19 protein-coding genes and 2 pseudogenes are annotated in these 24,764 nt (G+C 32.9%); 7 read left to right on the top strand and 14 right to left on the bottom strand.

The features are described 5' to 3' along the window. The first annotated feature begins 27 nt into the window (after positions 1 to 27). Positions 28 to 1,233 (top strand): 2-oxoglutarate dehydrogenase complex dihydrolipoyllysine-residue succinyltransferase, encoded by a 1,206-nt coding sequence (odhB, locus tag FQU21_RS12105; RefSeq protein ID WP_147678259.1) that lies wholly within the window; start codon positions 28 to 30, stop codon positions 1,231 to 1,233. A gap of 130 nt (positions 1,234 to 1,363) precedes the next feature. On the opposite strand, the gene accD is transcribed toward odhB, so the two are convergent. The 3 genes from accD to tamL form a co-directional block, all read right to left on the bottom strand. Next, a complete protein-coding gene (gene accD, locus FQU21_RS12100) occupies positions 1,364 to 2,221 on the bottom strand; it encodes an acetyl-CoA carboxylase, carboxyltransferase subunit beta (protein WP_147678258.1) in 858 nt (285 codons plus the stop codon). A 292-nt stretch (positions 2,222 to 2,513) separates the two neighbouring features. Continuing rightward, positions 2,514 to 3,581: a class II fructose-bisphosphate aldolase gene (fbaA, locus tag FQU21_RS12095; protein ID WP_147678257.1), complete on the bottom strand. Its 1,068-nt coding sequence runs from the start codon at positions 3,579 to 3,581 to the stop codon at positions 2,514 to 2,516. Positions 3,582 to 3,712: 131 nt separating this feature from the next. Then, positions 3,713 to 6,262, bottom strand: coding sequence for a translocation and assembly module lipoprotein TamL (tamL, locus tag FQU21_RS12090; protein ID WP_147678256.1), 2,550 nt, complete (start codon positions 6,260 to 6,262; stop codon positions 3,713 to 3,715). 170 nt (positions 6,263 to 6,432) lie between these two features. Between tamL and FQU21_RS12085 the strand changes: the two genes are divergently transcribed. After that, complete coding sequence (locus tag FQU21_RS12085) at positions 6,433 to 7,152, top strand: TrmH family RNA methyltransferase (RefSeq protein WP_147678255.1); 720 nt, start codon at positions 6,433 to 6,435, stop codon at positions 7,150 to 7,152. Between the two features lie 117 nt (positions 7,153 to 7,269). On the opposite strand, the gene porT is transcribed toward FQU21_RS12085, so the two are convergent. Further along, positions 7,270 to 7,998: a type IX secretion/gliding motility protein PorT/SprT gene (porT, locus tag FQU21_RS12080; RefSeq protein WP_147678254.1), complete on the bottom strand. Its 729-nt coding sequence runs from the start codon at positions 7,996 to 7,998 to the stop codon at positions 7,270 to 7,272. A 5-nt stretch (positions 7,999 to 8,003) separates the two neighbouring features. Further along, complete coding sequence (gene ubiE, locus FQU21_RS12075; RefSeq protein ID WP_147678253.1) at positions 8,004 to 8,729, bottom strand: bifunctional demethylmenaquinone methyltransferase/2-methoxy-6-polyprenyl-1,4-benzoquinol methylase UbiE; 726 nt, start codon at positions 8,727 to 8,729, stop codon at positions 8,004 to 8,006. 240 nt (positions 8,730 to 8,969) lie between these two features. On the opposite strand from ubiE, the gene trkA reads away from it, so the two are divergent. Beyond that, positions 8,970 to 10,319 carry a Trk system potassium transporter TrkA gene (gene trkA / locus FQU21_RS12070; protein WP_147678252.1) on the top strand — a complete coding sequence of 450 codons (1,350 nt, stop codon included), beginning with the start codon at positions 8,970 to 8,972 and terminating at the stop codon, positions 10,317 to 10,319. A gap of 234 nt (positions 10,320 to 10,553) precedes the next feature. Here the strand turns inward: trkA and FQU21_RS12065 are convergent, their stop codons facing one another. Both FQU21_RS12065 and FQU21_RS12060 read right to left on the bottom strand, forming a co-directional pair. Then, complete coding sequence (locus FQU21_RS12065) at positions 10,554 to 11,399, bottom strand: hypothetical protein (protein WP_147678251.1); 846 nt, start codon at positions 11,397 to 11,399, stop codon at positions 10,554 to 10,556. Position 11,400: 1 nt separating this feature from the next. Further along, a pseudogene (locus FQU21_RS12060) lies at positions 11,401 to 12,150 on the bottom strand (HipA family kinase); the annotation flags it as partial. A gap of 278 nt (positions 12,151 to 12,428) precedes the next feature. Here FQU21_RS12060 and FQU21_RS12055 point away from each other — a divergent pair. Further along, positions 12,429 to 13,922: a TrkH family potassium uptake protein gene (locus FQU21_RS12055; RefSeq protein ID WP_147678249.1), complete on the top strand. Its 1,494-nt coding sequence runs from the start codon at positions 12,429 to 12,431 to the stop codon at positions 13,920 to 13,922. 177 nt (positions 13,923 to 14,099) lie between these two features. Here the strand turns inward: FQU21_RS12055 and FQU21_RS12050 are convergent, their stop codons facing one another. Further along, the gene (locus tag FQU21_RS12050) at positions 14,100 to 14,828 is read right to left on the bottom strand and encodes a YoaK family protein (protein WP_147678248.1); all 729 of its coding nucleotides are present in this window, start codon (positions 14,826 to 14,828) and stop codon (positions 14,100 to 14,102) included. A 284-nt stretch (positions 14,829 to 15,112) separates the two neighbouring features. Here FQU21_RS12050 and FQU21_RS12045 point away from each other — a divergent pair, with 284 nt between their 5' ends. Both FQU21_RS12045 and FQU21_RS12040 read left to right on the top strand, forming a co-directional pair. Beyond that, a complete protein-coding gene (locus FQU21_RS12045) occupies positions 15,113 to 15,478 on the top strand; it encodes a CidA/LrgA family protein (protein WP_147678247.1) in 366 nt (121 codons plus the stop codon). Then, positions 15,475 to 16,170, top strand: coding sequence for an LrgB family protein (locus FQU21_RS12040; protein ID WP_147678246.1), 696 nt, complete (start codon positions 15,475 to 15,477; stop codon positions 16,168 to 16,170). Before FQU21_RS12045 ends, FQU21_RS12040 begins: the two co-directional genes overlap by 4 nt. Before the next feature lie 62 nt (positions 16,171 to 16,232). Here the strand turns inward: FQU21_RS12040 and FQU21_RS12035 are convergent, their stop codons facing one another. From FQU21_RS12035 to FQU21_RS12010, 6 genes are all read right to left on the bottom strand, one after another. Continuing rightward, positions 16,233 to 17,582, bottom strand: a complete 1,350-nt coding sequence (locus FQU21_RS12035; protein WP_147678245.1) for a hypothetical protein — start codon at positions 17,580 to 17,582, stop codon at positions 16,233 to 16,235. Positions 17,583 to 17,864: 282 nt separating this feature from the next. Further along, positions 17,865 to 18,911 carry an isoaspartyl peptidase/L-asparaginase family protein gene (locus FQU21_RS12030; RefSeq protein WP_147678244.1) on the bottom strand — a complete coding sequence of 349 codons (1,047 nt, stop codon included), beginning with the start codon at positions 18,909 to 18,911 and terminating at the stop codon, positions 17,865 to 17,867. A gap of 268 nt (positions 18,912 to 19,179) precedes the next feature. Next, positions 19,180 to 19,995 (bottom strand): T9SS type A sorting domain-containing protein, encoded by an 816-nt coding sequence (locus FQU21_RS12025; RefSeq protein WP_147678243.1) that lies wholly within the window; start codon positions 19,993 to 19,995, stop codon positions 19,180 to 19,182. Between the two features lie 219 nt (positions 19,996 to 20,214). Beyond that, positions 20,215 to 20,733 (bottom strand): DsrE family protein, encoded by a 519-nt coding sequence (locus tag FQU21_RS12020; RefSeq protein WP_187269377.1) that lies wholly within the window; start codon positions 20,731 to 20,733, stop codon positions 20,215 to 20,217. An 861-nt stretch (positions 20,734 to 21,594) separates the two neighbouring features. Beyond that, positions 21,595 to 22,650, bottom strand: a complete 1,056-nt coding sequence (locus FQU21_RS12015) for a leucine-rich repeat domain-containing protein (protein WP_147678241.1) — start codon at positions 22,648 to 22,650, stop codon at positions 21,595 to 21,597. A gap of 114 nt (positions 22,651 to 22,764) precedes the next feature. After that, on the bottom strand, positions 22,765 to 24,342 hold the full coding sequence (locus FQU21_RS12010; RefSeq protein ID WP_147678240.1) for a 7TM diverse intracellular signaling domain-containing protein: 1,578 nt from the start codon (positions 24,340 to 24,342) through the stop codon (positions 22,765 to 22,767). A gap of 216 nt (positions 24,343 to 24,558) precedes the next feature. Between FQU21_RS12010 and FQU21_RS17725 the strand changes: the two are divergent. After that, positions 24,559 to 24,744, top strand: a pseudogene (locus tag FQU21_RS17725) (IS110 family transposase); the annotation flags it as partial. Positions 24,745 to 24,764: the final 20 nt, after the last annotated feature.

Here is a 24,764-nt window from a genome sequence, read left to right as displayed (position 1 = left end):
ATTCATATACCATTAAAATTATAAAAAATGATTTTAGAAATGAAAGTGCCTTCACCAGGCGAATCTATTACAGAAGTAGAAATAGCGACTTGGTTAGTTGAAGACGGCGATTACGTTGAAAAAGACCAAGCTATTGCAGAAGTTGATAGTGATAAAGCAACCTTAGAATTACCAGCGGAAGTGAGTGGGACTATTACACTTAAAGCGGAAGAAGGTGATGCTGTAGAAGTTGGAGCTGTAGTTTGTTTAATTGATACAAGCGCAGAAAAACCAGCAGGTGGTGAAGCACCAAAAGCAGAAGCTAAGGTAGAAACACCAAAAGTGGAAGCTCCAAAAGCGGCGGAAACTAAAACCTATGCTACAGGTTCTGCAAGTCCAGCAGCTAAAAAAGTTTTGGCTGAAAAGGGCATTGATGCAGCCTCGATTACCGGTACAGGGAAAGCAGGACGTATCACTAAAGAGGATGCTGTAAAAGCAGTGCCTTCTATGGGAACCCCAACAGGTGGTAGCCGTGGTACTTCTAGAAGTAAAATGTCTATGTTGCGTAGAAAAGTAGCCGAACGCTTAGTTGAGGTGAAAAATACAACGGCTATGTTAACGACGTTTAACGAAGTTGATATGTCGCCTATTTTTGCATTACGATCAGAATACAAAGAAACCTTTAAAGCCAAACATGGCGTTGGTTTAGGGTTTATGAGTTTCTTTACTTTAGCGGTGGTTAGAGCGTTAAAAATGTATCCAGCAGTGAATTCTATGATGGATGGTAAAGAAATGTTATCATACGATTTTTGCGATATTAGTATTGCCGTTTCAGGTCCAAAAGGATTGATGGTTCCAGTTATTAGAAATGCCGAAAACTTATCGTTTAGAGGCGTGGAATCTGAAGTAAAACGTTTAGCACTTCGTGCAAGAGACGGGCAAATTACAGTTGATGAAATGACCGGAGGAACCTTTACGATCACTAATGGAGGTGTTTTTGGAAGTATGTTATCTACACCAATTATTAATCCACCACAAAGTGGTATTTTAGGTATGCACAACATTGTTGAGCGTCCTATTGCTGTAGATGGGCAGGTGGTTATTCGTCCAATAATGTATGTGGCCTTATCTTACGACCATAGAATTATTGATGGTAAGGAAAGTGTAGGATTCTTGGTTGCTGTAAAAGAAGCTTTAGAAAACCCAATAGAATTATTAATGGATAACGATGTTAAAAAAGCATTAGAGCTTTAGTAATTTCGAAGTTATAAGTGATAAAAAAAGCGTTTCAAAATCTTGAAACGCTTTTTTTATATTTTAATTTTTTTCTAATGAAGAATAAATTGTTCTATTAGAAATTTTGAATTTCCTTTGTTACGTGTTTTTAAGCTCTCAACGGTTGATTTGTAATTAAATCGATGTATTGATTTACTTTGCTTTTTAAATCTTTTCTTAGGGTAATAAAATCTAAGAAACCGTGTTCTAATAAAAATTCTGCGGTTTGAAAACCTTCTGGTAATTCTTTTCCAGTAGTATCGCGTACAATTCTAGGCCCTGCGAAGCCAATTAAGGCGCCTGGTTCACTAATATTGATATCGCCTAGCATAGCGAAGGATGCGGTTGTGCCTCCTGTTGTAGGGTCTGTACAAAGCGAGATGTATGGAATACCAGCATCGGCTAATTGAGCTAGTTTTACTGATGTTTTAGCTAATTGCATTAAAGATAATGCCGCTTCCATCATTCTTGCTCCTCCAGATTTTGAGATGACCATTAATGGTAGGTTGTTTTTTAAAGAATAATCGGCAGCGCGTGCAATTTTTTCTCCAACAACACTACCCATAGATCCACCAATAAAAGCGAAATCCATACAAGCTATTACAAGGTCTTTTCCTTTAGATTTTCCTACGGCGCAGCGTACGGCATCTTTTAGGTTTGTTTTTTCTTGTGCGGCTTTTAAACGCGCTGGATATTTTTTAGTGTCTTCGAATTTTAAGGGATCTTTAGAATCTAGATTTTTATCTAATTCTTTAAATGTATTATCGTCGAAAAGGATTTCGAAATATTCTTTACTTCCTATTCTTACGTGGTAGCCGTCTTCTGGGCTTACGTAAAAGTTTTTTTCTAATTCTTCGGCATCAACAACTTTACCTGTTGGAGATTTATACCACAGCCCTTTGGGTGTGTCTTTTTTTTCTTCCGTAGTTGTAGTAATACCTTTTGTTTTTCTTTTAAACCAAGACATAGTAATGTGTGTTTTAAAGTTTAAAGCTTTAATATTAAGCCGTTAACTGCGTTAAGGATTGATGCGGCATCCTTTTTTGTTTTATTTGAAATGGTAAGCCATTTTAAGTAAAACAAAAAAGATACAGCGGAAAGCCTGACCGCAAAATTAAACCTTTTTTTAATTTTGCGGTAACGCCAAAGTCATTTTATTAGTTTTTATAGTTTAATTGTTTGTAATACAGTTAATTAAGCGTAAAAAAGGCTCCGCGCGATGCAGAGCCTTATTATATATGTGTTAAAACGACCTAAATTTATAGGGTGTTTATGTTGTTTAAATCTTCAAAAGCTTTCTTTAAACGGGTAACAAAGGTTTTTTCACCTTCGCGTAACCAAACTCTTGGGTCGTAATATTTTTTGTTTGGAGCATCAGATCCGTCAGGGTTTCCAATTTGAGCTTTTAAATACTCCGCTTTGTCTCCCATGTAGTTACGAATACCTTCCATAAAAGCATATTGTAAATCGGTATCGATGTTCATTTTGATAACCCCGTAGCTAATTCCTTCTCTAATTTCTTCTACAGTAGAACCAGATCCACCGTGGAATACGAAATCGATATGGTTTTCTTCTACACCGTATTTTTTAGTGATAAATTCTTGAGAATTTTTTAAGATTTTCGGTGTTAATTTTACGTTTCCTGGTTTGTAAACACCGTGTACATTTCCAAAAGCTGCTGCAATTGTAAATTGTGGGCTTACTTTACTTAATTCTTCATAAGCGTAAGCAACTTCTTCTGGTTGTGTGTATAATTTAGAATCATCAACATCTGAATTATCTACACCATCTTCTTCACCACCTGTAATACCTAATTCGATTTCTAGTGTCATGCCCATTTTAGACATGCGTTCTAGGTATGTTTTACAAATTGCGATGTTTTCTTCAATTGGCTCTTCAGAAAGGTCAATCATGTGAGAACTGAATAATGGTTTTCCAGTTTCTTTAAAGTGCACTTCACTAGCGTCTAATAAACCATCGATCCAAGGTAATAATTTTTTAGCACAGTGATCGGTATGTAAAATTACTGGAACACCGTAAGCTTCGGCTAAAGTGTGTACGTGTTTTGCACCTGCAACACCACCAGCAATTGCTGCTTTTTGACCGTCGTTGCTTAAGCCTTTACCTGCATTAAATTGCGCACCACCATTAGAAAATTGGATTATTACTGGCGCATTTAATTCGGCTGCTGTTTCTAAAACACCGTTAATGGTATCCGATCCAATTACGTTTACGGCAGGTAAAGCGAATCCGTTTGCTTTAGCGTGATTAAAAATTGCTTGTACTTCTAGGCCTGTAGCTACACCTGGTTTTATATTGTGTCCCATTTTAAATTATTTATTTATAATTACTAAGTTATCAAAAGTAATGAATTTTTAAATAAAACCTTTGTATTTATTGTGTTGAAAAATGTAAATTTTACTAAAACGTTATAGTGAAAATAGAAATAAATAGAGGGTTAAAAAGGGTAGTTTATGCCAATGTTATACACGGCATTGGAGAAGTTATATTCGTTAAACCAACGTTTTTGAGTTTCGTTGGATGGGTTATAGGTTTTAAAGCCAACATCGAACCTAAAAACAAAGAAACTAAAGTCGTAGCGTAAACCGGTTCCAGAACCTATGGCGATATCTTTTAATGAGTTGAAGTTATCGAAGGTCGCACCTTCGGTTTCTACGTCGTCAAATACATTCCAAATGTTTCCAGCATCTATAAAAAAAGCAGCGTTTAAGTTTCCGAATAAGTTAAACCTGTGTTCTAAATTTAGGGCAATTTTAAGGTTGGCTTCGTTAAACTCATTTGTGGTTTGCGAATTTCCTGGGCCTAAATTATAGGCCGACCAGGCGCGATTATCATTGGGGCCACCAGCAAAGAAACTCTTTGAAAACGGAATACTTGTAGAGTTTCCGTAAGGAATAGCAATACCGAAAAAGCTACGCATAGCGAGTACGTTTTTGCTTCCTAAATCCCAATGTTTGGTATAGTCTAATTCTGTTTTTACATATTGTGAAAACGCTACGTTTAGTAATTCGTATCGTCCTTTTTCGTCTTTGCTAAGTCCTAATAGGTTGGATGCACTGGATAATAAATTACCAGCGAGTTCGATTTTAAATTTAAAGATTGAAAAATCTTCGTCAAAAATATTCGTTCGTCCGTCTTGTGTAAAACTAAAAGCAGATGATAAAATTAAGTTGTTTTCGGTAAGCCGTGTTTTACGTTCGTCTATAGCTTGAATGGTTGATAATTGACTGGTTGATATTTCCGAAGGTGTATCATCGGCAAGGGCGTAGGCTATAAAAGCATCGGCTTCGTTATTTGGGTTGTCGGGATTTGGGACGTTTAAATCTGCATCATCGGAAATGTAACCAATATCTTGAGCGATGCCGTTTAAAGTGTTGAAAGAAGTTGAATAGACTCTAAAATAATTTTTTATGTTGAGATTATTAATATACTGAATATTGAAAATATCTAATTTGTTGGTAGCACTATTATTAGGTTTCCATTTATAGCTAAACATACCGCTAAAGGTTTCTTTATCGAGGCCAACATTAGTTTGGCTCGTAGTTGATAAACTAATACTTGTACTGGGCGACATGTATTTGGGGATAATACGCTCGGTATAAAAAGGCGAAAGTAACCTTGGAATGGTTAATTTTAAATCGATGCCAAATTCATTAATATCAAAAAAAGGATCGCTGGGATTATTTTTATCAATGGAAGATCCAATAGATGCTATTCCTGAAACTTGAAAGGTTTCAGCGCCTCTAAATATATTTCGTATTTGTAAACTTGGATTTATGGAAAATCCGAAATTTTGAATATTGCTTTTAGACACATCGGTACTAAAACCAAAGTTGAATTTTTTTAATGGTGTAAGCCTAATGGTATCGGTTAGCGTATGGTCTTCATGTTCATAATACTCAATGTTTGGGTATTTAAAGGTGCGTAGCTCGTTAAGGTGACGGTTTGTTCTTGTTCGGTCTAAATCTTTAAAAATGGTACCTACATTAATAAACATGGCATCGGTAAGGGCTCGGGGTCTATATTTTATTTTATTGTAAGCATAAATATTATAGCCATTGTATTTTATAGAATCTTGAAAAGGTTTTCCACGGTTTTCAAAAGAGTAATCGGTAATAATATTAACATCTCTAATGGTGAAAATTTTAAAAGGAACCCGAGTTATAGAGTCTTGATTTCTAATGGCACGATCTTGAATATGGATGCCAACATTCATTTTTTTATTGGTGCCAATGGTGTCAATATCCATCGTAATATAATCGGGGCTAAAGTGGTACACACCAGAATTTCTAATATTGTTTGCTATGCGCTCACGTTCTTGTTCAAAATTTAAGGTTTTATATTGCTCATTACTTTTAATTAAACTTTCCTTTTTTATTTTTTGATACAGTGTATCAATAATGGGCGATTTAATATTTGTGGTAATGGAATCTATAATAAAAGGTTTTCCCGTGTTTACTTGGTATTCAATTTTTGCGCGTTTATCACTGGTGTTATTAATGGTGTAATTAGTTTCTACATCTAGCCAGCCGTTATTAATGTAGTAATCGTTTAGGCGGGTTATCGATTTTTTTGTTTTTAATTCGTTTACAATAACGGGAGCTTCACCTGTTTTTTTTAACCAAGTATTAAATGCTTTTTTAGAGTCTAAATATTTATTGAGTTGTTTTTTTGATAAGAAATTTTCTAAATGTTTTTGTTTATTGGGTCTAGAATTAAGCCGAGCATCTATAATAGAATCTATATTTGGTCGGGCTAAATTATAAATAACTAAGCGTAAAGGGAGCCCTAAAAACGGAATTTTAGTGTTCGGTTTTTGGTAAAGCAAATTGTTTAGAGTTTCCGAGCTTTCTTTTTTACCATTAACAAGAATCGTGTTTTCCGAAAGTATATGGTCATCTTCAGCAACTCGTTTTAAAGTGTTACATGCGGTAAGTCCGGAAAAGCAAACTATTAAAATTAATATATTTTTGAGTTGAGCTTTCAAATGTGCTAATAGTTAATAGGGGTTAAATTTGTTTAAAGTTTATTTCAACTGAAAAAAATAATTAAAATATATGTTAGGCGTTCAAAAATACATTTTTTCAACTTAAAAATTATGGTCAAGGCCAATGTTACTAATATTTTCTTTTTCTTTATAAAAAATTTAAAAAAGGCATGCTAAGTAAAAGCCAAATAAAATTAATAACGAGTTTAAAGCAAAAAAAATATAGACAGGACCTAGGTTTTTTTGTTGTTGAAGGGGTTAAAACAATAAAAGAACTGTTGGCGTCTCATTTAAAACTCCACGTATTATATACGACGGAATCGTTCAAGATTGATGCCAAAGATGAGGTTTTAATTTCTGAAACCGATTTAAAGCGTATTAGTTTTTTGAAAACACCAAATAAAGCCATGGCTGTTTTTGAAATTCCAAAACAAGCCCCTATTGATACCAAAGGATTAATTGTAGCTTTGGACGATGTGCGCGACCCTGGGAATTTAGGAACTATCATTAGACTTTGCGACTGGTTTGGCGTTAAAGAATTGGTGTGTAGTAAAGCTACAGTGGATTGTTTTAACCCAAAAGTGATACAAGCTACTATGGGGTCTATTACCCGGGTGAATATTAGTTATGTGGATTTGGAAACCTTTTTTAATGATGTAGATTTACCTATTTACGGCGCCTTTATGGACGGCGATGAGGTTTATAAAATAGCATTGCCAGAACAAGGAATTTTGGTCATGGGGAATGAAGCTAACGGCGTGTCTAAAACTGTGGAAGCTTTAATTACAGAGAAAATAACCATTCCAAGATTTGGCGATTTGCAAGCTACGGAAAGCTTAAATGTGGCTACGGCAACCGCTATTTTGTTAAGTGAATTTAGACGGGGGTAGAGGTTTAAGTTTGCAGTCGCGGTCACAGTCACAGTCACAGTCTCAGTCTCAGTCACAGTCTTAGTAGCGGTCTCAGTTTACAGTAAAAAAGGTGAACTTATTTTGGCTGTTTTATTTTTATTGAAAGGTGAAATTAACAAAAAGACCTCTGGTTTTCATACTATGTACATTACTTGTCCAAGGACTATTGGGGTCTTCGTCTCTAACCAATTCATCATTTAAACCAAATACGCCACGAATGGAAGGGGAAAATTTAAAATTGTGTAAATAGAAATCTATTCCAAATCCTAATTCGTAAAATGTTGGGTTTTTAATAGATCTAAATTCACCATTTTTATTATCGTTCGGGTTATCTTGATTACTCGATAAGTTTAAAGCCACAGAAAACCCACCTACAATAAAAGGTTTAAAGTTACTAACTCGTTTTGTTGAAACTTTTAATAATAGAGGTAGATGGATATAGGTCGATTTTACTTCGCGTATTAAATCAATGTCTCGAGGTTCTTCGTCTAGAAAATAGGTGGTACTGTAGTTTAATTCTCTTGTTGTAATGTTTAAACCGGGTTCTATGCGTAAATCTAAAAAATTATTAATACGCATATTTCCTATTAATCCCACATTAAAACCGGTCGTTGTTTTTACATAAATATCTTGTAAATCTTGGTTGTAGTCAAAATTGAAATCGTAATTATTAAAGCCTAAAAAATACCCCCAACGAAATCTTTTAAAATCTGTGGTGCCACGTCCTTGGTTGGCATCGTAGGTTATCTTTTCTTTTTTAAAAAGTTGCGCATTCGATGTTTGAAAAAGAAATAAAAATGCAAATAATGCAAAAGCCTGTTTCATAAATACTACTTACTCGATTTATAAATTGTTGCCACACCTAAAGTTTGTGGTAAATCTTCAACATCTATAAACCCAATTTTTCGTAAAATATTGTTCAAAGCTTCTCCATAAGGAAAAACCGAGGCCGATTCGCATAAATATTTATAAGCACTGCGGTCTTTCGAGAATAATTTTCCTATAAGTGGTAAAATATTTTTGGTATAAAAATAATAGCCTTGCTTGTAAGGTGTTTTGTCTGGCATCGAGGTTTCTAAAATTACAAAAGTCCCCTTAGGTTTTAGCACTCTGTAAATTTCCTTTAAACCATCTTCTAAAGATTCAAAATTACGCACCCCAAAAGCCACGGTTATGGCATCGAAACTATTGTCTTCAAAAGGCATACTTTCACCGTCGCCTAAAATCATTTCAACTCTAGAATCTAAACCTTTCTTAGTCACTTTAGTTTTGCCAATCTCTAGCATACCATTGCTAATATCGAAACCAACAATTCTAGAAGCATTAGTTTCAGCTAAATTAATCGCTAAATCTCCTGTTCCGGTGGCAACATCTAAAATGCTATCCGGGTTGCTATCCTTAACGATTTTAACAACTTTTTTCCGCCATTTTATATCAATTCCAAAAGAAATAACACGGTTTAGCCCGTCATAATCTCCAGAAATAGTATCAAACATTTGGGTAACTTGTTCTTTTTTACCTAAATCGCTGTCTTTGTATGGTTTAATTTTCGACAAATCTTTAATTTTTTGGCAAACCTACATAAATTATTTCTACTTTATAATATTCCGTAAAGTGAATAGGAGGTTCTGCTGTTTTACGCAGTCAAATTTATTAAATTTATTGGTATCATTAGGTTAGATTTTGGTTTATAATGTAGATTTTCAAATGGGTGCATATTCTACTTATTACTTCAATACAGAAACAAATATTTATTTTGCACTATATTTGCAACACTTTATCCTGAAGCATTACAAATGAAAATAATAATAGCAGGAGCTGGCGAGGTTGGGTTTCATTTAGCAAAACTCCTTTCGTACGAGTCTCAAGAAATTACTTTAATAGATACCAACAAGGAGAGTTTAGCTTACGCTGATAATCATTTAGATATTAGAGTTATTAAGGGCGATGCCACTTCTATATCTATTTTAAAAGAATCTCGAGTAGAATCTAGCGATTTGTTAATAGCCGTAACAGCAAGTGAAACCACGAATATTACGGTGTGTGTGTTGGCGAAGCAGTTGGGTTCTAAACGTACCATTGCTAGAATTTCTAATACCGAATTTATCCATCATAAAGATGAAGTTGGTTTTACCAAATTTGGAATAGACGAATTAATTTCGCCTGAGGCCTTAGCGGCTTCCGAGATTGAATTATCACTTAAACAATCGTCGTTTAATGATTCTTATGAATTTGAAAATGGCGCCTTAATGATGATTGGACTTACCTTAAGAAGCAGCGCATCCTTTGTGGGAAAAACGGTGAAAGAGGCGGCTAGAATATTTCCAGAATTACACTTTGTACCTATTGCTATTCAGCGTTTTGGTACTCAATATACTATTATTCCACGTGGCGATACGGAGTTTCAACGTGGCGATCATGTGGTATTTGTAACCTCTAAAGGTGGTGAAGATGAGTTGTGCCGACTTACAGGAAAACCTAACAGAATTATTAAAGACGTGATGATTTTAGGGGGGAGCCAAATTGGTTTTAAAACAGCGCGATCCCTTTCCGATAAAGGATTTAATGTAAAACTGTTAGAAGAAAATAAAGAACGGGCTTTCGATATTGCCGACGAGCTACCAAAGGTTTTGGTACTGCATAGTGATGGCCGAAAGGTCGATTTATTGGAAGAAGAAAATATTAGCGATATGGATGCTTTTATTGCCGTAGGTAAAAATTCCGAAACTAATATTATGTCCTGTTTAGTTGCCAAATCTAAAGGGGTTAAAAAAACCATTGCCTTGGTTGAAAATATGGATTATTTTGAGTTATCGCATTCTATTGGTATCGAAACCTTAATCAATAAAAAACTACTAGCTGCAAATAATATTTTTAGATATATTAGAAAAGGGGAAGTTGTTGCCATGACCAAGCTTAGTAATATGAATGCCGAGCTTTTAGAGTTTGAAGTAAAATCAACATCGGAGATCTGTAATAAAATTATTAAAAATGTCGATTTTCCGCGTTCTGCTATTATTGGCGGCGTTATCCGCAATGGATTGGGCGTTATTGCTTTAGGTGATTTTAAAATTGAAGCTGGAGACCGCGTTGTTGTTTGTAGTTTATTGCAATCTATAAAAGGGGTTGAAAAATTATTTCGTTAAAATGATGAATATTGTAATACTCGGGTTGTGGGTAATGCTAAAATGAACCTTTATGAGTCCAGAAGAAATTAAAGAAATAATAGAAAATGTAATTAATAATAAAATTGAATATTACTGAATTTGCATAATTCTCTCCGTTAATTTTGCTGCAAGTTTTAAGAATTAAGGAAATAATATTAATCAGAAATTCTGAAAAAAAGAAAGTAAAGCAATCTAAATTCTTAATGTCAAATTTTAATCAAAAAAAGGTCTAACATTATTTTTTTGAATATAATCTTCAATAATTCCAACTTCGCTAATATCAACAAACTCTAGAAATTCAGTATTTCTAATATGTTCCCAGAGCAAATGATTTTTGTTTATTTTCTTTTGGGGTTCTCTTCCTAAAACAAAATATTTTCCTCTAGAGTCACCTTCTAATTCGATAGCTTTTGTTAATGAAACAAATCGGGTAACATCATTTTCAAGGTAATAATGTTTTTTATCAAAATCTATTGTTTGACCAGCAACAGGTATTCCATTTACACCTATAAAATCTATATCTATTGGTGCAAATAAATTTTCAAAATCATCAGAGGTCAATGTCTTTTCAATGTTAACTTTCTCTTGAATTTTAGGAAATAATTGTTTTTTGACTATAGAATGAACATTAAATTCAGGTTCAACATTCGAGTCATCAGAAAATTTAAAAATATATTTTTCAAAAATTCTTCTAAATGTATTATCATTTAAATCTACATCAATCGTTTTTGGTTCAGAAAACTGAATAATATTATTTGAATATCTAGAAAGATAAACTAAATAACTCTCATTAATCCAATCATTCTTAAAATCTCCTTTAATAAATAATTTATTAGAGTCAACTATATTATCAGAAACAATCTCTTTATCAAAAGACTTAAGGTAACTTTTAACTAAACCATATCTCTCACTATTTAAAATACCTTTAAAAGCAGAAAGCTTGTCTGAAGAGAATTTAAAATAATTTTTCGAACCATTAGACACAAGAACGCCTATACTAACTCTTTCATTAAGAGTAGTATTCAAATTAACGTAAAGTATTGAATAAATAGTTTTCATTTTAATTAGCTACAAAAGATTGTATAAACTCTCTAAAGTTCGATTCACATTGATTTTTCCAATCATTAGAAAATAAATTATCAATAATTCTTTTCTTAATTAAGATTTTGTCGATATTCCAAGAGCCAGGTACTAAATCTAAAATATCGTCTAATTTATTTTCACATTCTTTGGTACAAATGTATAACATTTCAACCAAGTTATTCACAATGGCTGTTAATTTCCTGTCTTTTCCAAATAAAATTTTTGCTATATCAGTCTTAATTATTGAATCATCCTCAGTCAATTCTGCTATTCCATAATCAAGAAATGTCATATTAAAAATATTTACATGATCTATTGCATAGAAAAAACTCATATTATCAGGAGAAACATATAACAGTAAATTAAAGTTGTTGTGATTCCTATCTTCATTTGCTGTCCAAATATCAAATAATGCTATTTTTAAAAAATCGGTCTTATCAGCTATTTTATCTCTAAAAGATTTTTCTTTAAACATAGACACCATAGTGTGGTCTAATTCTTTAGAAGTTTCTAAATACAAAGACCCGAAACAATCCTTTTCAAACCAACCTAACTGTAATTGTGGAAATTTTTTATCTGGTATATGTTCTCTTTTAACATTGATAAAACAAGTTTCGGGTGTTTTAATTCCCCATATTTTAGCAAATTCAGATGCTATCAACTCGTTAAACAAATATTTAGGAAACCTATCATACTTACATACCCAATCTCTGAAATCATCGCAAGTTACAAGTAACGGACTACTTCCTTACGTGTCAAAAACTTTATGAACATCTTCAATTGTATGAAGTAATTGCATTAAAATATTTTTATATACTTCTGATACAAACAAATATATTAAATAAAACTTTTGTATCACAGCGTAAATAAAAAACAATGAAAGACTCGTCTAACTTATATTTGTCTTGTTAATTTAATAACGCTATTTTAGTCGATAAAGTATTTGTGTACTAACACGCTACCTAATACAAAAAAACTATTACACAAAAAAACATAAACGCCCACATGAAATTAAACTACAAAATTATTTTTCATTTTTTAGGACTCTTACTATTATTTAATGGGGGTTTTATGTTGCTATCGGCATTAGTCGGTTTTCTTTATAAAGATGGGGTTACCTTAGAAATTAGTTTAGCCGGTGTTGCAACCTTACTGGTAGGCGTTATTTCTATGTTTTTAACCAGGCACCATAACAAAGAAATGAACAAACGCGAAGGGTATATTGTGGTAACTTTTGGCTGGGTTATTATGTCTGTTTTTGGGGCATTACCTTATATTTTCACCAGTAGTATTCCTAGTTTTACCGAGGCCTTTTTCGAAACCATGTCGGGTTATACCACCACAGGAGCCTCTATTTTAAACGATATTGAAGCCGTACCAAAAGGCGTATTGTTTTGGCGAAGTTTAACCCACTGGATAGGAGGGATGGGCATTATTGTGCTAGCCATCGCTATTTTACCCTTGCTTGGAATTGGAGGGATGCAGCTTTTTGCAGCCGAAGCGCCAGGCCCAAGTGCCGATAAATTGCATCCGCGCATTACAGACACAGCCAAGCGTTTATGGCTTATTTATTTTGGCTATACCGCCGCAGAAACCTTGCTTTTAAACTTGGCAGGTATGTCCTTTTTCGATGCTATCAATCATGCTATGTGCACGCTGTCCACCGGCGGGTTTTCAACCAAAAATGCCAGTGTAGCCTATTGGAACGATCAGCCTATTATACAGTATATCATTATCCTATTTATGTATTTGGCAGGGATAAATTTTGTGTTGAGTTATTTCGCTTTTAAAGGTAAAGTTCAAAAAATTATAGAAGACGAAGAGTTTAAATTCTATACCAGATTTATCATAATATTCACGGTAATAGCAGCCGTAATTATTTATTTTAAAGCCGATGCTTCCATATCGAGTATAGAGCACCCTATGGTTTGGGGAAAAGCTGAAAGTGCTTTTAGGCATGCGCTCTTCCAAGTTTTGTCGGTAATTACTACTACCGGTTTTGTGTCGGCAGATTACACCCTTTGGACGTCCTTTTTGGTGGTGTTCTTTTTCGGACTTATGTTTTTGGGAGGTTCGGCAGGAAGCACTTCGGGTGGTGTAAAAGTAGTGCGTCATTTAATACTTATTAAAAATGGCTTTTTAGAGTTTAAACGCACCCTGCATCCCAACGCTATTTTACCTGTTCGTTATAATAAACGTGCCGTTTCTGGAGATATCGTGTTTAATGTGCTTGGCTTTTTTATCCTTTATATGCTGTCTTTTATTATTGGGGCGCTAGTGTTTTCTATGTTCGGCATTCAATACGATTCGGCAGTTGGTTTAGCCGCATCTAGTCTCGGGAATGTTGGGCCTGCTTTGGGCGATTTTGGTCCCGTAAATAACTACGCCGCACTACCGCCACTAGCAAAATGGTGGGCATCCTTTTTAATGCTTATCGGGCGTTTAGAACTCTTTACCGTACTCATATTATTTACCCCATTTTTCTGGAGAAACCGATAAAATCTAGGAGGCCATTTGTAAAATAAATTGGGCGTTACCTTTATCCTGAAATAAGGTCAGGATAAAGGTCGGGCTTTACGCTACAAGTCCTCGCACTTCCTTCGTCAGGCTGTGGGCTTTTCACTACAATCCCTAACGCAGGGAGAAAGGTCTGTTTTTGGAAGTTAGTTTGTTTTTTTAACGGGTGTATCGTCGTCTTGTTTTTATAACTTTATATCTAAAATCATCGAAAAATAAGCTGAGTAGTAAAAATAAGGCACCAAAAATTAAGGTGTTTAGCTTCAAATTAATTTCAGAATATAAAAATCCACCAAACAATCCGCCAGAGAAAAAGAATAGAATAATATAAATACGAAGTTTAATATTCGCTTTAATAGTTGTTCTGTTTTTGTACGATTTCGGAAAACATAAATGAGAAAGATCAATACCTAAATCGGTAAATAGCCCTGTTAAATGTGTGGTTCTTACAACGGCATCCGATATTTTAGTTACAAACGAGTTTTGAATCCCCATGGCAAACAGCAATAAACACACAATAAGATTTAAAAAATCTGTACCCGTATTATCGCCCAATATCCCAATAGATATTAAAATAACAGATTCGATAATGGTTGGTAAAACAAAAACATTAAGTTGTTTATTTTCTCGATATTTTTCAATTAAAAAACTGGATAAAAACGACCCAAAAAGAAACGAAAAAATATAAAGAAAATAGATAGTGCCTTTCCAAAATTTTACATTAGCCATATCGTAAATAAATAAGGCGAAATGGCCGGTTACATTTGTTGTTAATTGTTTGGCGTATAAAAAACCTGTGATATTTACAATGCCAGCAACAAAAGATAATACGGTGGCTATGCGCAGATTATGTTTTAAGGTTCTGCTTTTCCCTTGGTGTCTAAACATCCTGTTCGTTTTTAAATTTGGTGATTTTAGAGCGTTTAGTTTCTATAAAATAAAACCGTTTCTATGTTTTGAATTTGTAGTAAAACGAAGTTATCAATTTTTTTAAGAATCCGGTGGTTTATCTATAAAAAATACATTTTATTTATCAGGTTTTAGTGCTTTTCATTTTATTATAGGGGCTTTCTTTTCAATATAATAAAATAAGAAATAATGAGCGGATTCTATAGGAATTATTAAGGCTATCCTCTGATAGAACCTTACTTTTGTAGTAGAAAAAAATAGTTATGATTAGACAATTATTTATAATACTAATATGTCTTGCTTTTGGTGAAATTATCGTCTACTTCACAAGTGTTAAAATACCATCAAGTATTATCGGTATGTTGTTGTTAACTGCCGCGCTTCATTTTAAAGTTATTAAACTTAAATCGATACAAAGTATTGCTGATTTTCTTTTAGACAATATGGTATTCTTTTTTATCCCTCCTGGCGTGGCCATTATGTGCTATTTTGATTTAATTTCAAAAGAATTACTTCCCATATTGGCATCGATTATAGGGAGTACATTTTTAGTCTTGGTAAGCACAAGTTTTACGCATCAAGTGTTGAGAAAAATAAGGTCTAAGAAACTAAAAAAAGGAAAAAAATGAAATTGATAGCCGAACCTTATATGTTATTAACCATAACTGTGGGTATGTATTGGATAACAAAGTTACTTCAAAATAAAACCAATTCTGTGCTTTTAAATCCCATATTAATAACCATAATTGCGGTAATATGTATTTTGAAATCTGCCGGTATTACTTATGATACCTATCATGAAGCTGGAAAATATATCGAATTTTTTCTAAAGCCTTCCATTGTAGCGTTGGGCGTGCCTTTATACCTGCAATTAAGTAAAATAAAAAAACAAGTGATGCCTATTGTTATTTCGCAATTAGTGGGGTCCATCGTTGGTATTCTTTCAGGGGTTTTTATAGCCAAATGGTTGGGCGCTTCAAAAGAGGTGATTTTATCTATAGCCCCTAAGTCTGTAACCACACCGCTGGCTATCGATATTTCATCGTCAATTGGAGGGATTCCATCGCTTACGGCTTCCATGGTGGTTATGGTAGGTATTTTTGGTTCTGTAGCGGGTTTTAAAATTTTACAACTTTTACATGTGAAAAATCCAATGTCTAGAAGTTTATCTATGGGGACTGCTGGCCATGGACTAGGAACGGCTCAAGCTATGGCTATAAGTCAGCGTTTTGGTGCCTACTCTAGTATGGGACTTATTTTAAACGGATTATTTACAGCCATATTAACGCCTATTATTTTGGCGATGCTAGGTCTTATATAGTGGCTTGTTACGTTGCAAAATCGGTATATAAACGATTCCTTTTTAGGGAAGCCAGTTATTACCTAATTCAATTCCGAAATTTTATTCAAATACTTTTCAAATTCGGTTTTATCAATGGCATGGTTACTTTCCATTTTTTCAAGAAGTTCCATGTTTTTATCGTTTAATTTTTTAGTAATATAGTTGGTGTTTAAAGTAATTTTGCTGTCTTCAACAACCTTTTTAAATTCATTAACAAACTCATTATTGGCATTAATTTTATTTTCTTGAATTTCTCTGTAACGATTAAACAAATCGCGAGATCTGTTTTTTATTTCTAAAGAAACATTGGTTAATATACCTAAGTTCTTTTTGTTTAAATCTTCATCATTTTTAAGGCCTTCAAATATATCGGCAAGGGCGATAGTAATTTCTCTTAATTTATCATTTTTATTGATGGATAATGATGGGCTTACTTTCTGTAAAGGTACTTCCATGGCCATGCAAAACTCTTTTAATTCAATACCTAAAACATCGACATCGTTACGAATGGTTTGCAGTGTAATTTGGTATTCACTATCTAGTTTGGCAATGTTATCGTAAAAGGACAAAATAGGTCGTATATCCGAAATTACATGGTTTTGATAGTCGGATATTTTTGCCGTAAAGTTTTCCTGAAACTCTTTTTTCACACTCTTTTTATCAAACAGATTAATCACTAAGCCCGATACCGTACCAATCATATTTTTAATATTGGTGCCGTAAGGAATAATACCAACAATATCGGTGACTGTTTTATTATCTAAAATAGAGGTTACCACACCTACCGTATTATTAACTTTTTCCTTTATTTCCTCTTTGGTGGCTTTTTTATCTACGATAACTTCGTCTACCAAATTCATTAAGTTTTTCGATAGCACATTGTTAAGCGTATCGCTTAGTTTAAACCCTAAAGAGCCGGATTGTGGGTTTACTATTTTTCTTAATTCTAAAGACAATTCTTCGCTGGTGACTTTTTCATCCAATTGGCTGTATTTATCTCCATAAAATTTTATGTATTGCGAAAAGTTTTCTTGAACTTCAATATTACGTTCTACACTGGTGGTAAAGTTCTTTCTTTTTTCAGCTTCGCTTATTTTTAATTTGCCTTCAATAGAACCGGTTCTGTTATCAATTTTACTGTAGGAGGTATTGATGTTTTCGGAAAAATGTTCCAATCTGGAATTGATGTCTTGCACTTGATTGTCTAGCTTTGCATTGGAGTGATCGACTTGATTTTTAAGAATGCTATACAATTTATTTAACTCTTCAATTTTTTGTTTTAGTTCGATATTTGGATTGATGTCCTGTTGACTATCGTTTTCCGAAGTTTGGGCAAAACTAAAAGGGGCTAATAAGAAAAGGGCGAAAAAGGCGATTACAATTTTATTCATTGGAGTTTTTATAGTTGGTGTTTCTATCTGTTTAGTGAGCTGTTTTTAAGCACCTAATTTAATAAATAAAAACGGAATGGAAAATATGGAAATATTTTGAAGGGTTGGCTAGAGTTTTGGAGATATAAATACACTTAAAAAAAGTAATTTAAAGACCTTAAAAAAACGGAATATCATTTTATAAGATATAGTTTTATGGCAGCTTTAACTAAGTGTATGGTGGAGATAAAAGCTAAAAAGTAAAAAATATATCTAATAAAAAAGCCTGTTAAAAGCCATGTTTTATTCTTTATAAATTTTAACGTCTAATACGCCTTTATCGTTCATACTTGCTCTGTACATGCCTGCGGTGTTAAATTCATACACCATGTTTCCATATTTGTCAATAGCCACGACGCCACCTGTTCCGCCAAGTTTTTTTAATTTATTTTGAATAACTTCTGTTGTAGCTTCTTTTAAAGAAACGCCTTTATAGGCCATCATTGCCGAGATGTCGTAGGCTACCACACCTCTAATAAAATATTCTCCCCAACCTGTTGACGATACGCCGCAGGTTTCATTATTAGCATAAGTGCCTGCTCCAATAATAGGTGAGTCACCTATTCTGTTCCAGCGTTTGTTAGTCATGCCACCGGTTGAGGTTCCTGCGGTAATGTTTCCGGTTTTATCTAAAGCAACACAGCCAACGGTTCCAAACTTCGCGTCTTTTATGTCGGGGTCGTAAAAAGCAGTGGTGGTGTTATGATCCAATTCTGCTTTCATTTTCTTTTTGATTTTTTGAAGGGATTCAAATCTTTTTTCTGTGTAGAAATACGATGGATCTACCATTTCTAAGCCTTGTTCTTTTGCAAAAACACTAGCGCCCTGACCCGAAAGTAAGACGTGAGGCGAATGCAACATAACTTCTTTGGCTAAAGCAATAGGACTTTTCACATTCGATACGCCAGCGACAGCTCCGGCATTTAAATCGTTTCCTGTCATTATGGAAGCATCCAATTCATTGGTTTCATCATGTGTAAAAACAGCACCTTTACCAGCATTAAATAAAGGGCTTTCTTCCATAACTTGAATTGTTTTTATAACGGCATCCACGCTAGTACCGCCATTTTTTAAAATGTTATGTCCAACGGTAATGGCCTCGGTTAATTTTTCTTGGTATGCTTTTTCTTTTTCCGGCGACATGTTTTTCTTTAAAATAGTACCCGCACCGCCATGAATTACAATGGCAAACTCATTTGCTTTTGCCGTGTTTTTAATCTTTTTTTCTGTGGGGTTTTTACAGCTCATTACCAACAGCATTATTAATATCACTGAAACTATTTTTTTCATAATTGAGTAGGTTTATTTAAATAAAGAAGAAATATAGATATTTAATTTTAAGGGAAGCATACTAAGTAGCCATAATCTTTTGGGAGTTTCTTTAAAAGTTTTTAAAAAGCCGTCTATCCCGTTAACACTAGTAAAACTCACAATATACAGATCTTATTTATTTTGAAGCTTGTATATTCTGCCTTTAACGGTACTAGTAGAGACTAGAGTTAGCAAGGCTAGCACTAGCAATGAATTATACTAAGTGTTAGCAAACGTTTTTGTTAGTTTATTTTTTAATTAATCTGAAAGCAGTTTGATTTCCTATATCATTTATACATTCAACAATGTAAGTTCCACTTGGCTGATTTAAATTCATCTGAATTTGGTCAGTGTTTTTAAAAATTCCAGTTTGTACTAATTGGCCCAAAGATGAATAGATATTAATCTTTAATGCCTTTTGATTGTTATTGAATGAAATTTCAAAGCTATCATGAGTTGGGTTTGGATAAACTATCATTTCATCATCAAATGAATTAGTAGTAGTACCTAGTGTTGTAATTGTATTAATTAAGAAATCATTTGTTTGTGAGAATGTAGTTGCACCTGTAGGTGTTCCAAAAGTCCTATTGATAACGGTAACCCCATCTACTATTATTCGGTACGAGTTTCCTTGCATACCATCACCAAAAAGATCAGTAATAATAAACTGATAATTACCGTTTTTTGTAACGGTTATTGTTTGAGTTACTGTTATATTTCCTGCAGTATAAGTTCCATACGGCACCGAGAAAAGTGTTGTAGCTTCTTGCGATAATGACCATCCAATTTCTGTTGAAAATTGATCCAAATCTATTTCAATTAAAATTAGAGCACCAGTATTTAAAGTTAAAAAAAATGTATCATCTAATTCTTGTATATCCATTATTCCGCCATTATTATCTTCATCGCAATAATCAGCTACAAAAGATAAGTCACTAACTCCGTTTTTTATATCAGCCAGATCATTGAGCTCACTTTTAGTAATACCTGTTAAACTATATAGGTTTGTAGTTAATAATAATGTTAGTGTCATTAATATTAAAGAAAGTAGTTTTGTTTTCATAATTTTATATTTTCACAGACGTTTTTGTGCATGCTTAAGCACCTAATTTAATAAATAAAAATTGAATAGAAAATCTGTGGGTATCACCTATAATTTCAATTATTTGCCTACTTTCAAGGGTTACTATTTATAGAAAATTAAAATGTTTAGTAATGATCACTTTATTCGCTTTTTGCTAAACGAATTCTTCATGTCGTTTAGAGATTGTCATGCTTGGATTTAGAATTTAATTAAGGCGTAATTATTCATTTGATATACGGTTAACACGGTCATGGCTGATAATGACACTTTAACTTCGGGTAATAAATCTTCTTTAGTATAGCCGCTATACGACATGGATTGACCACATATAAATACTTCGACACCAATATCCGAAAGAGACTTAATTAAGTCTTTATTAGGATTGTCTACTTTAAATTTTTCTTTGTAAACAGAAGATAATAGGGCTTCTTTAGTTGAATTCCCGTGTAAAACAAGAGCTAAATGAATTTGGTCCTTTGGGATGCCGTAGCGTACGTGCATATTGTAATAGCGGTGCAAACTCGAGATAATAGAGTTGATTTCATTTGGTTTAGTTTGCTTTCTATCCACATCAAAAATGGCTTTTAAGTGTTGCGAAGTATCGGGTATAAAATCTAAATTATCAATAGAGAATACCGCTCCAATAGTATCAAAAACGGGGCCCGTTGTTGGTGCTTTTTTTTGTCCGAAAGAAGAAGCGCCTAGTGAAAGAAACATGGTTAAAAAAAATAGGTTAAGAAATTTATGGTGCATTTTTATTGGGGTTAATTAAGTGCAATGGTTAAAAATAAAAATAGTCTAGTATTGATGGCGATGGTTTTTCGGTGAAAAATAAAACATATGAAAAACGGTGTCAACCCTAGATTAATCGCTAAAATAGGTGTTATTTTTAGATATTATTCTTTAACCCTTAATTATTAAAGAATAATTTACTTGGTTTTTACCGCAGTTATTTGGGGAAGTCAATAGCGGTTATAGTACCTGCGGGAAATGAGCAGAAATACCTCCGATGGACTCACAAGTAAGGAAGGACTGAACGTTATGTACTTCAAAATTCGTATAGGAGCACTTGTTGTTGCCTATGCTTAAAATAGAAGATAATGCCATGGGAGTAAAGGACTTTGATGAATTTTTCATGAACTAACAACCCTTTATCCGTATGTGCTTGTAAACGTATACTCCCTTTGTTAAATGAGATACATCAGTTAGAAATGGATTGAACCGTTTTAAGTAGCAGTTGGATCAATGGTTAAAAACTATCTATTCTTGGAATTAAAACGCCATCATTTTAGGTGCTGCTTAGTTTGAGGTCTTATGTATAAAAGTGTATTAGGATTTATAGTATTAAAATTTACTGGCCCATAACATGCTAAACTAAATAAGATTACAACATAAACTATAATTATGGTATATTTATAACAACATAGTCTTGTTTTACTAGCTTTGGTAATAATTATATTATGTTTAAAACTAACAAAATAACCAGTGTAAAAAAATACCACTAAAAACAGCTTTAATTTATATTTTTCTAAAAAATTTAGACACTTGCATTTTAGTGGTATTTTATATAATACTTGGCTAATTAATTTGGACTTTCTTTGTCATAACACCTCTATCAAATTCAAGTTTTAAAACATAAATGCCACTAGATAAAAAGGAAGTTGGGATTTCATTTTCAGGGCCTGTAGCTACTTTAGTTCCAGAAATACTGTAAACAGTATAGTTTTTTAAGTGAATGCTATTAGCATTGAATATTTTTATACTATCTGAGTTTGAGATGATTTTTATATCGTTAGCTAACTCAAAGTCGGAAACACTTAATGCAGCATTTTCAGTAACAGGGTTAAAACTTGTCCATAAGGCACCAGGGTCTGTAACGTAAGCTCCCATGGTGCTAGCCGGTATGTGTAAATGTATATTGCTTCTAGTATCAAAAGTGTCAGATGTAGCGCTTGTCACAATTGTTGGCGGCGTTGTAGATAATGAATAAACATCTGTTAAAAGGTTATTCTGAAAAGCAAGAGCACCAATAGTTGTTACACTAGAAGGGAGCGTTAGAGTTGTTATTTCATTATTCCGAAATGCACCATATGCAATAGATTCTAAGTTGTTGCCTAATGTTACACTGGTTAAGTCATTATCATCAAAAGCTTGGTGTCCTATGGAAGTAACAGTGTTTGGAATAACTATACTTGTTAATCCACAATAGAAAAAAGCACTATTAGAAATGGTTACAACTCCTTCTTCAATGGTTGCGCTAGTTAATAATAAATTAGTAGTAAAAGCGCTAGATCCAATAGTGTTAACACTTCCAGGTATAGTTACACTTGTTAAGTTATTGCCACGAAAAGCTTGGTATTCTATAGATACAATTCCATCTGGAATAGTAACGCCTGTTATAAATTTGTTCAAAAAAGCACTTTCTCCTATTACTGTAACATTATAATTAGTTGAATTATTTGTTATAGTGGCAGGTATATTTACAACACCTCCTGTTGTATTATAACCTGAAACTTTAACATTCGTAGTAGAAGGGATTACGGTATATTCGATATTATTATCTGTAAAGATTGTTTGCGAATATCCTATAACGTATGTAAAACTAGCTGTTAAAAAAAGTAATGTTTTTTTCATGTTCGTTTGTTTTTATGTTAGGAAAACAAACATAGAAGTAAAAACTGTGTTTTAGTAATTTACAAAGGGGACAAAGCGGGGGACAAAACTATAATCGACTTATTTATAGTACTTTTAAAGCTGTGAGAACATTTCTCTCAGACTTACATTTTTCGGTAAATTCATTTTTTTTCGAACCCGACTTCTTGCTTTTTTTACACTATCAGGAGCTATAGATAGTATGTTTGCTATTTCTTTTTGAGAATATCCTATTTTTATCAAAGTTAAAAGTCTGATTTCTGATTTAGTTAGATTAGGTTGGTGGGCTAAAAGTTTTTTATGAAATTCAGGTTTTAATTCATTAAACTTTACTTTAAATTCATTCCATTCGTTTTCTGTGGATAATGAGTTTTCTAATAACTTGAAAATACTTATCAAATCCGTTTTTTCAATGTTTGTTTTAGTTGATAAAATTTTGTCTTTTTCTTCTAATTCTTCCGAAGCCGTTTGTAGTTTTTTTCTATTTTCAAGAAGCTCATTTTCTAAACGTTCTGTTTTTTTGAGTTTCTTCTTAATTAAAACGGTCATAAAATAAGTAAAACCACTGAGTTCAATAATAGCTCCAATTTTAACAAAGGTAAATGAATTAATTGATGTAATTTGAAGATGAACATCAATGAGTCCAATGATAGTGAAGAGAATAAAACAAGCTAAGGGAATTAGGTAGTATTTCAATTCTAGCTGTCTTGTTTTTACAGAGAATAGGATCATCCCAATTATTAATAGTAACCAAAGTGATGAAAGTACATTTTCAAAATAGTGTAAATACTGAATTGAAGAATTGTAGAAAGAAAATTGGTAGAGTAGCGTACCACCCAATACTACAAATAAAACAATTTTAATAAATTTATAGTATTTAGGATTTATTATTTGAATTTCTAAAAATTTAGATGTGTAAATAATTAAAGATAGCGCCCACAACTTAACAGATACAAATATAAAATGATCAATTATAATTTGATTTATCTTGAGATTATACAAATAACCTTCTATTCCCAAGTATACGAGTACAGTAGATATTATGTAAAAAATGTAATAAAAATAGATTTTTTGTTTATAGATATTCCATTGATACAAATTGATTAGTAAAAGACAAAAGATTATTCCGTAAAAAACAATATTCCAGTAGGTGGTTTCATTTACAAAATTAAAATAACTTTCTAAAGCCATTATTTTGGGGGTTGCATCTTTTGTTCTTCCGTCACTAGCTGATGTAATTAGAAATGTTGCTTTCTCATTTGGTGCTAAATCTATCTTGAGGTTTGGATTGGGGTTGTTAAATGTTCTATAATCCGTTTTTAAGGTATCTTTTATTTGATGAACTAATTTTAATGAATTATCAATCGTATCGAATTTATAAAAAACATAATTTCTATTAAACCTATCATTACTAACAAACATGTATGATTTATTCTCACTTTCTTCATTCTTAATTTCTAATTTTATCCATAAATTACCTCTAAAGAAACCAAGGTTTAAATTGTTAAAAGTTTCATATTTTACGTTACCAAATTCGTTAATGCTTTGCTCAACATTAATAGCATACTTAAATGAATGTTTTATTTTATCAGTTTCTATATTTGAGCAAGAAGAAAATAAGCATATTATAATCCCCAGAATAAAAATAGGGTATGTGTTATTGGTATTTTTCAATTTTAAAATACAGTATTGTTAATGTTGCCTAACGGTTAGTATAATAGTAGCCAATTTTGGACTTTATTCCTGTCAAGTTATAAGAAAGCTGAAGCGGGTTGCAAGCCATAAATTGACTACTGTCTCGTCTATTATTTTTATACAATGTGTGTGCCTAGTATGGGCATCTTGTATTTAAGGCAAGGTAAATAATTAATCTATAGGACGCAAGTCTACAGTTTTAATACCTGTAAATATAACCATGCTTGCAAAGCAATTTACGATCGATTAGTAGCCAAAGGAAAGCGCAAAAAACTAGCCTTAATAGCGGTTTGTAATAAGCTTTTAAAACAGGCTTTTGCTATCGCAAAATCAGGACTAACCTATGATAATAATTATAGCAGTGTTTTAGTGAAAAGTTAATGCCTTTTTACTTGTTTTTT

Source organism: Algibacter pacificus (genome assembly GCF_008033385.1).
GTDB classification, from domain to species: domain Bacteria; phylum Bacteroidota; class Bacteroidia; order Flavobacteriales; family Flavobacteriaceae; genus Algibacter; species Algibacter pacificus.
Note: the sequence above shows the minus strand (reverse complement) of the source record. Positions and strands in the feature narration are given on the sequence as shown.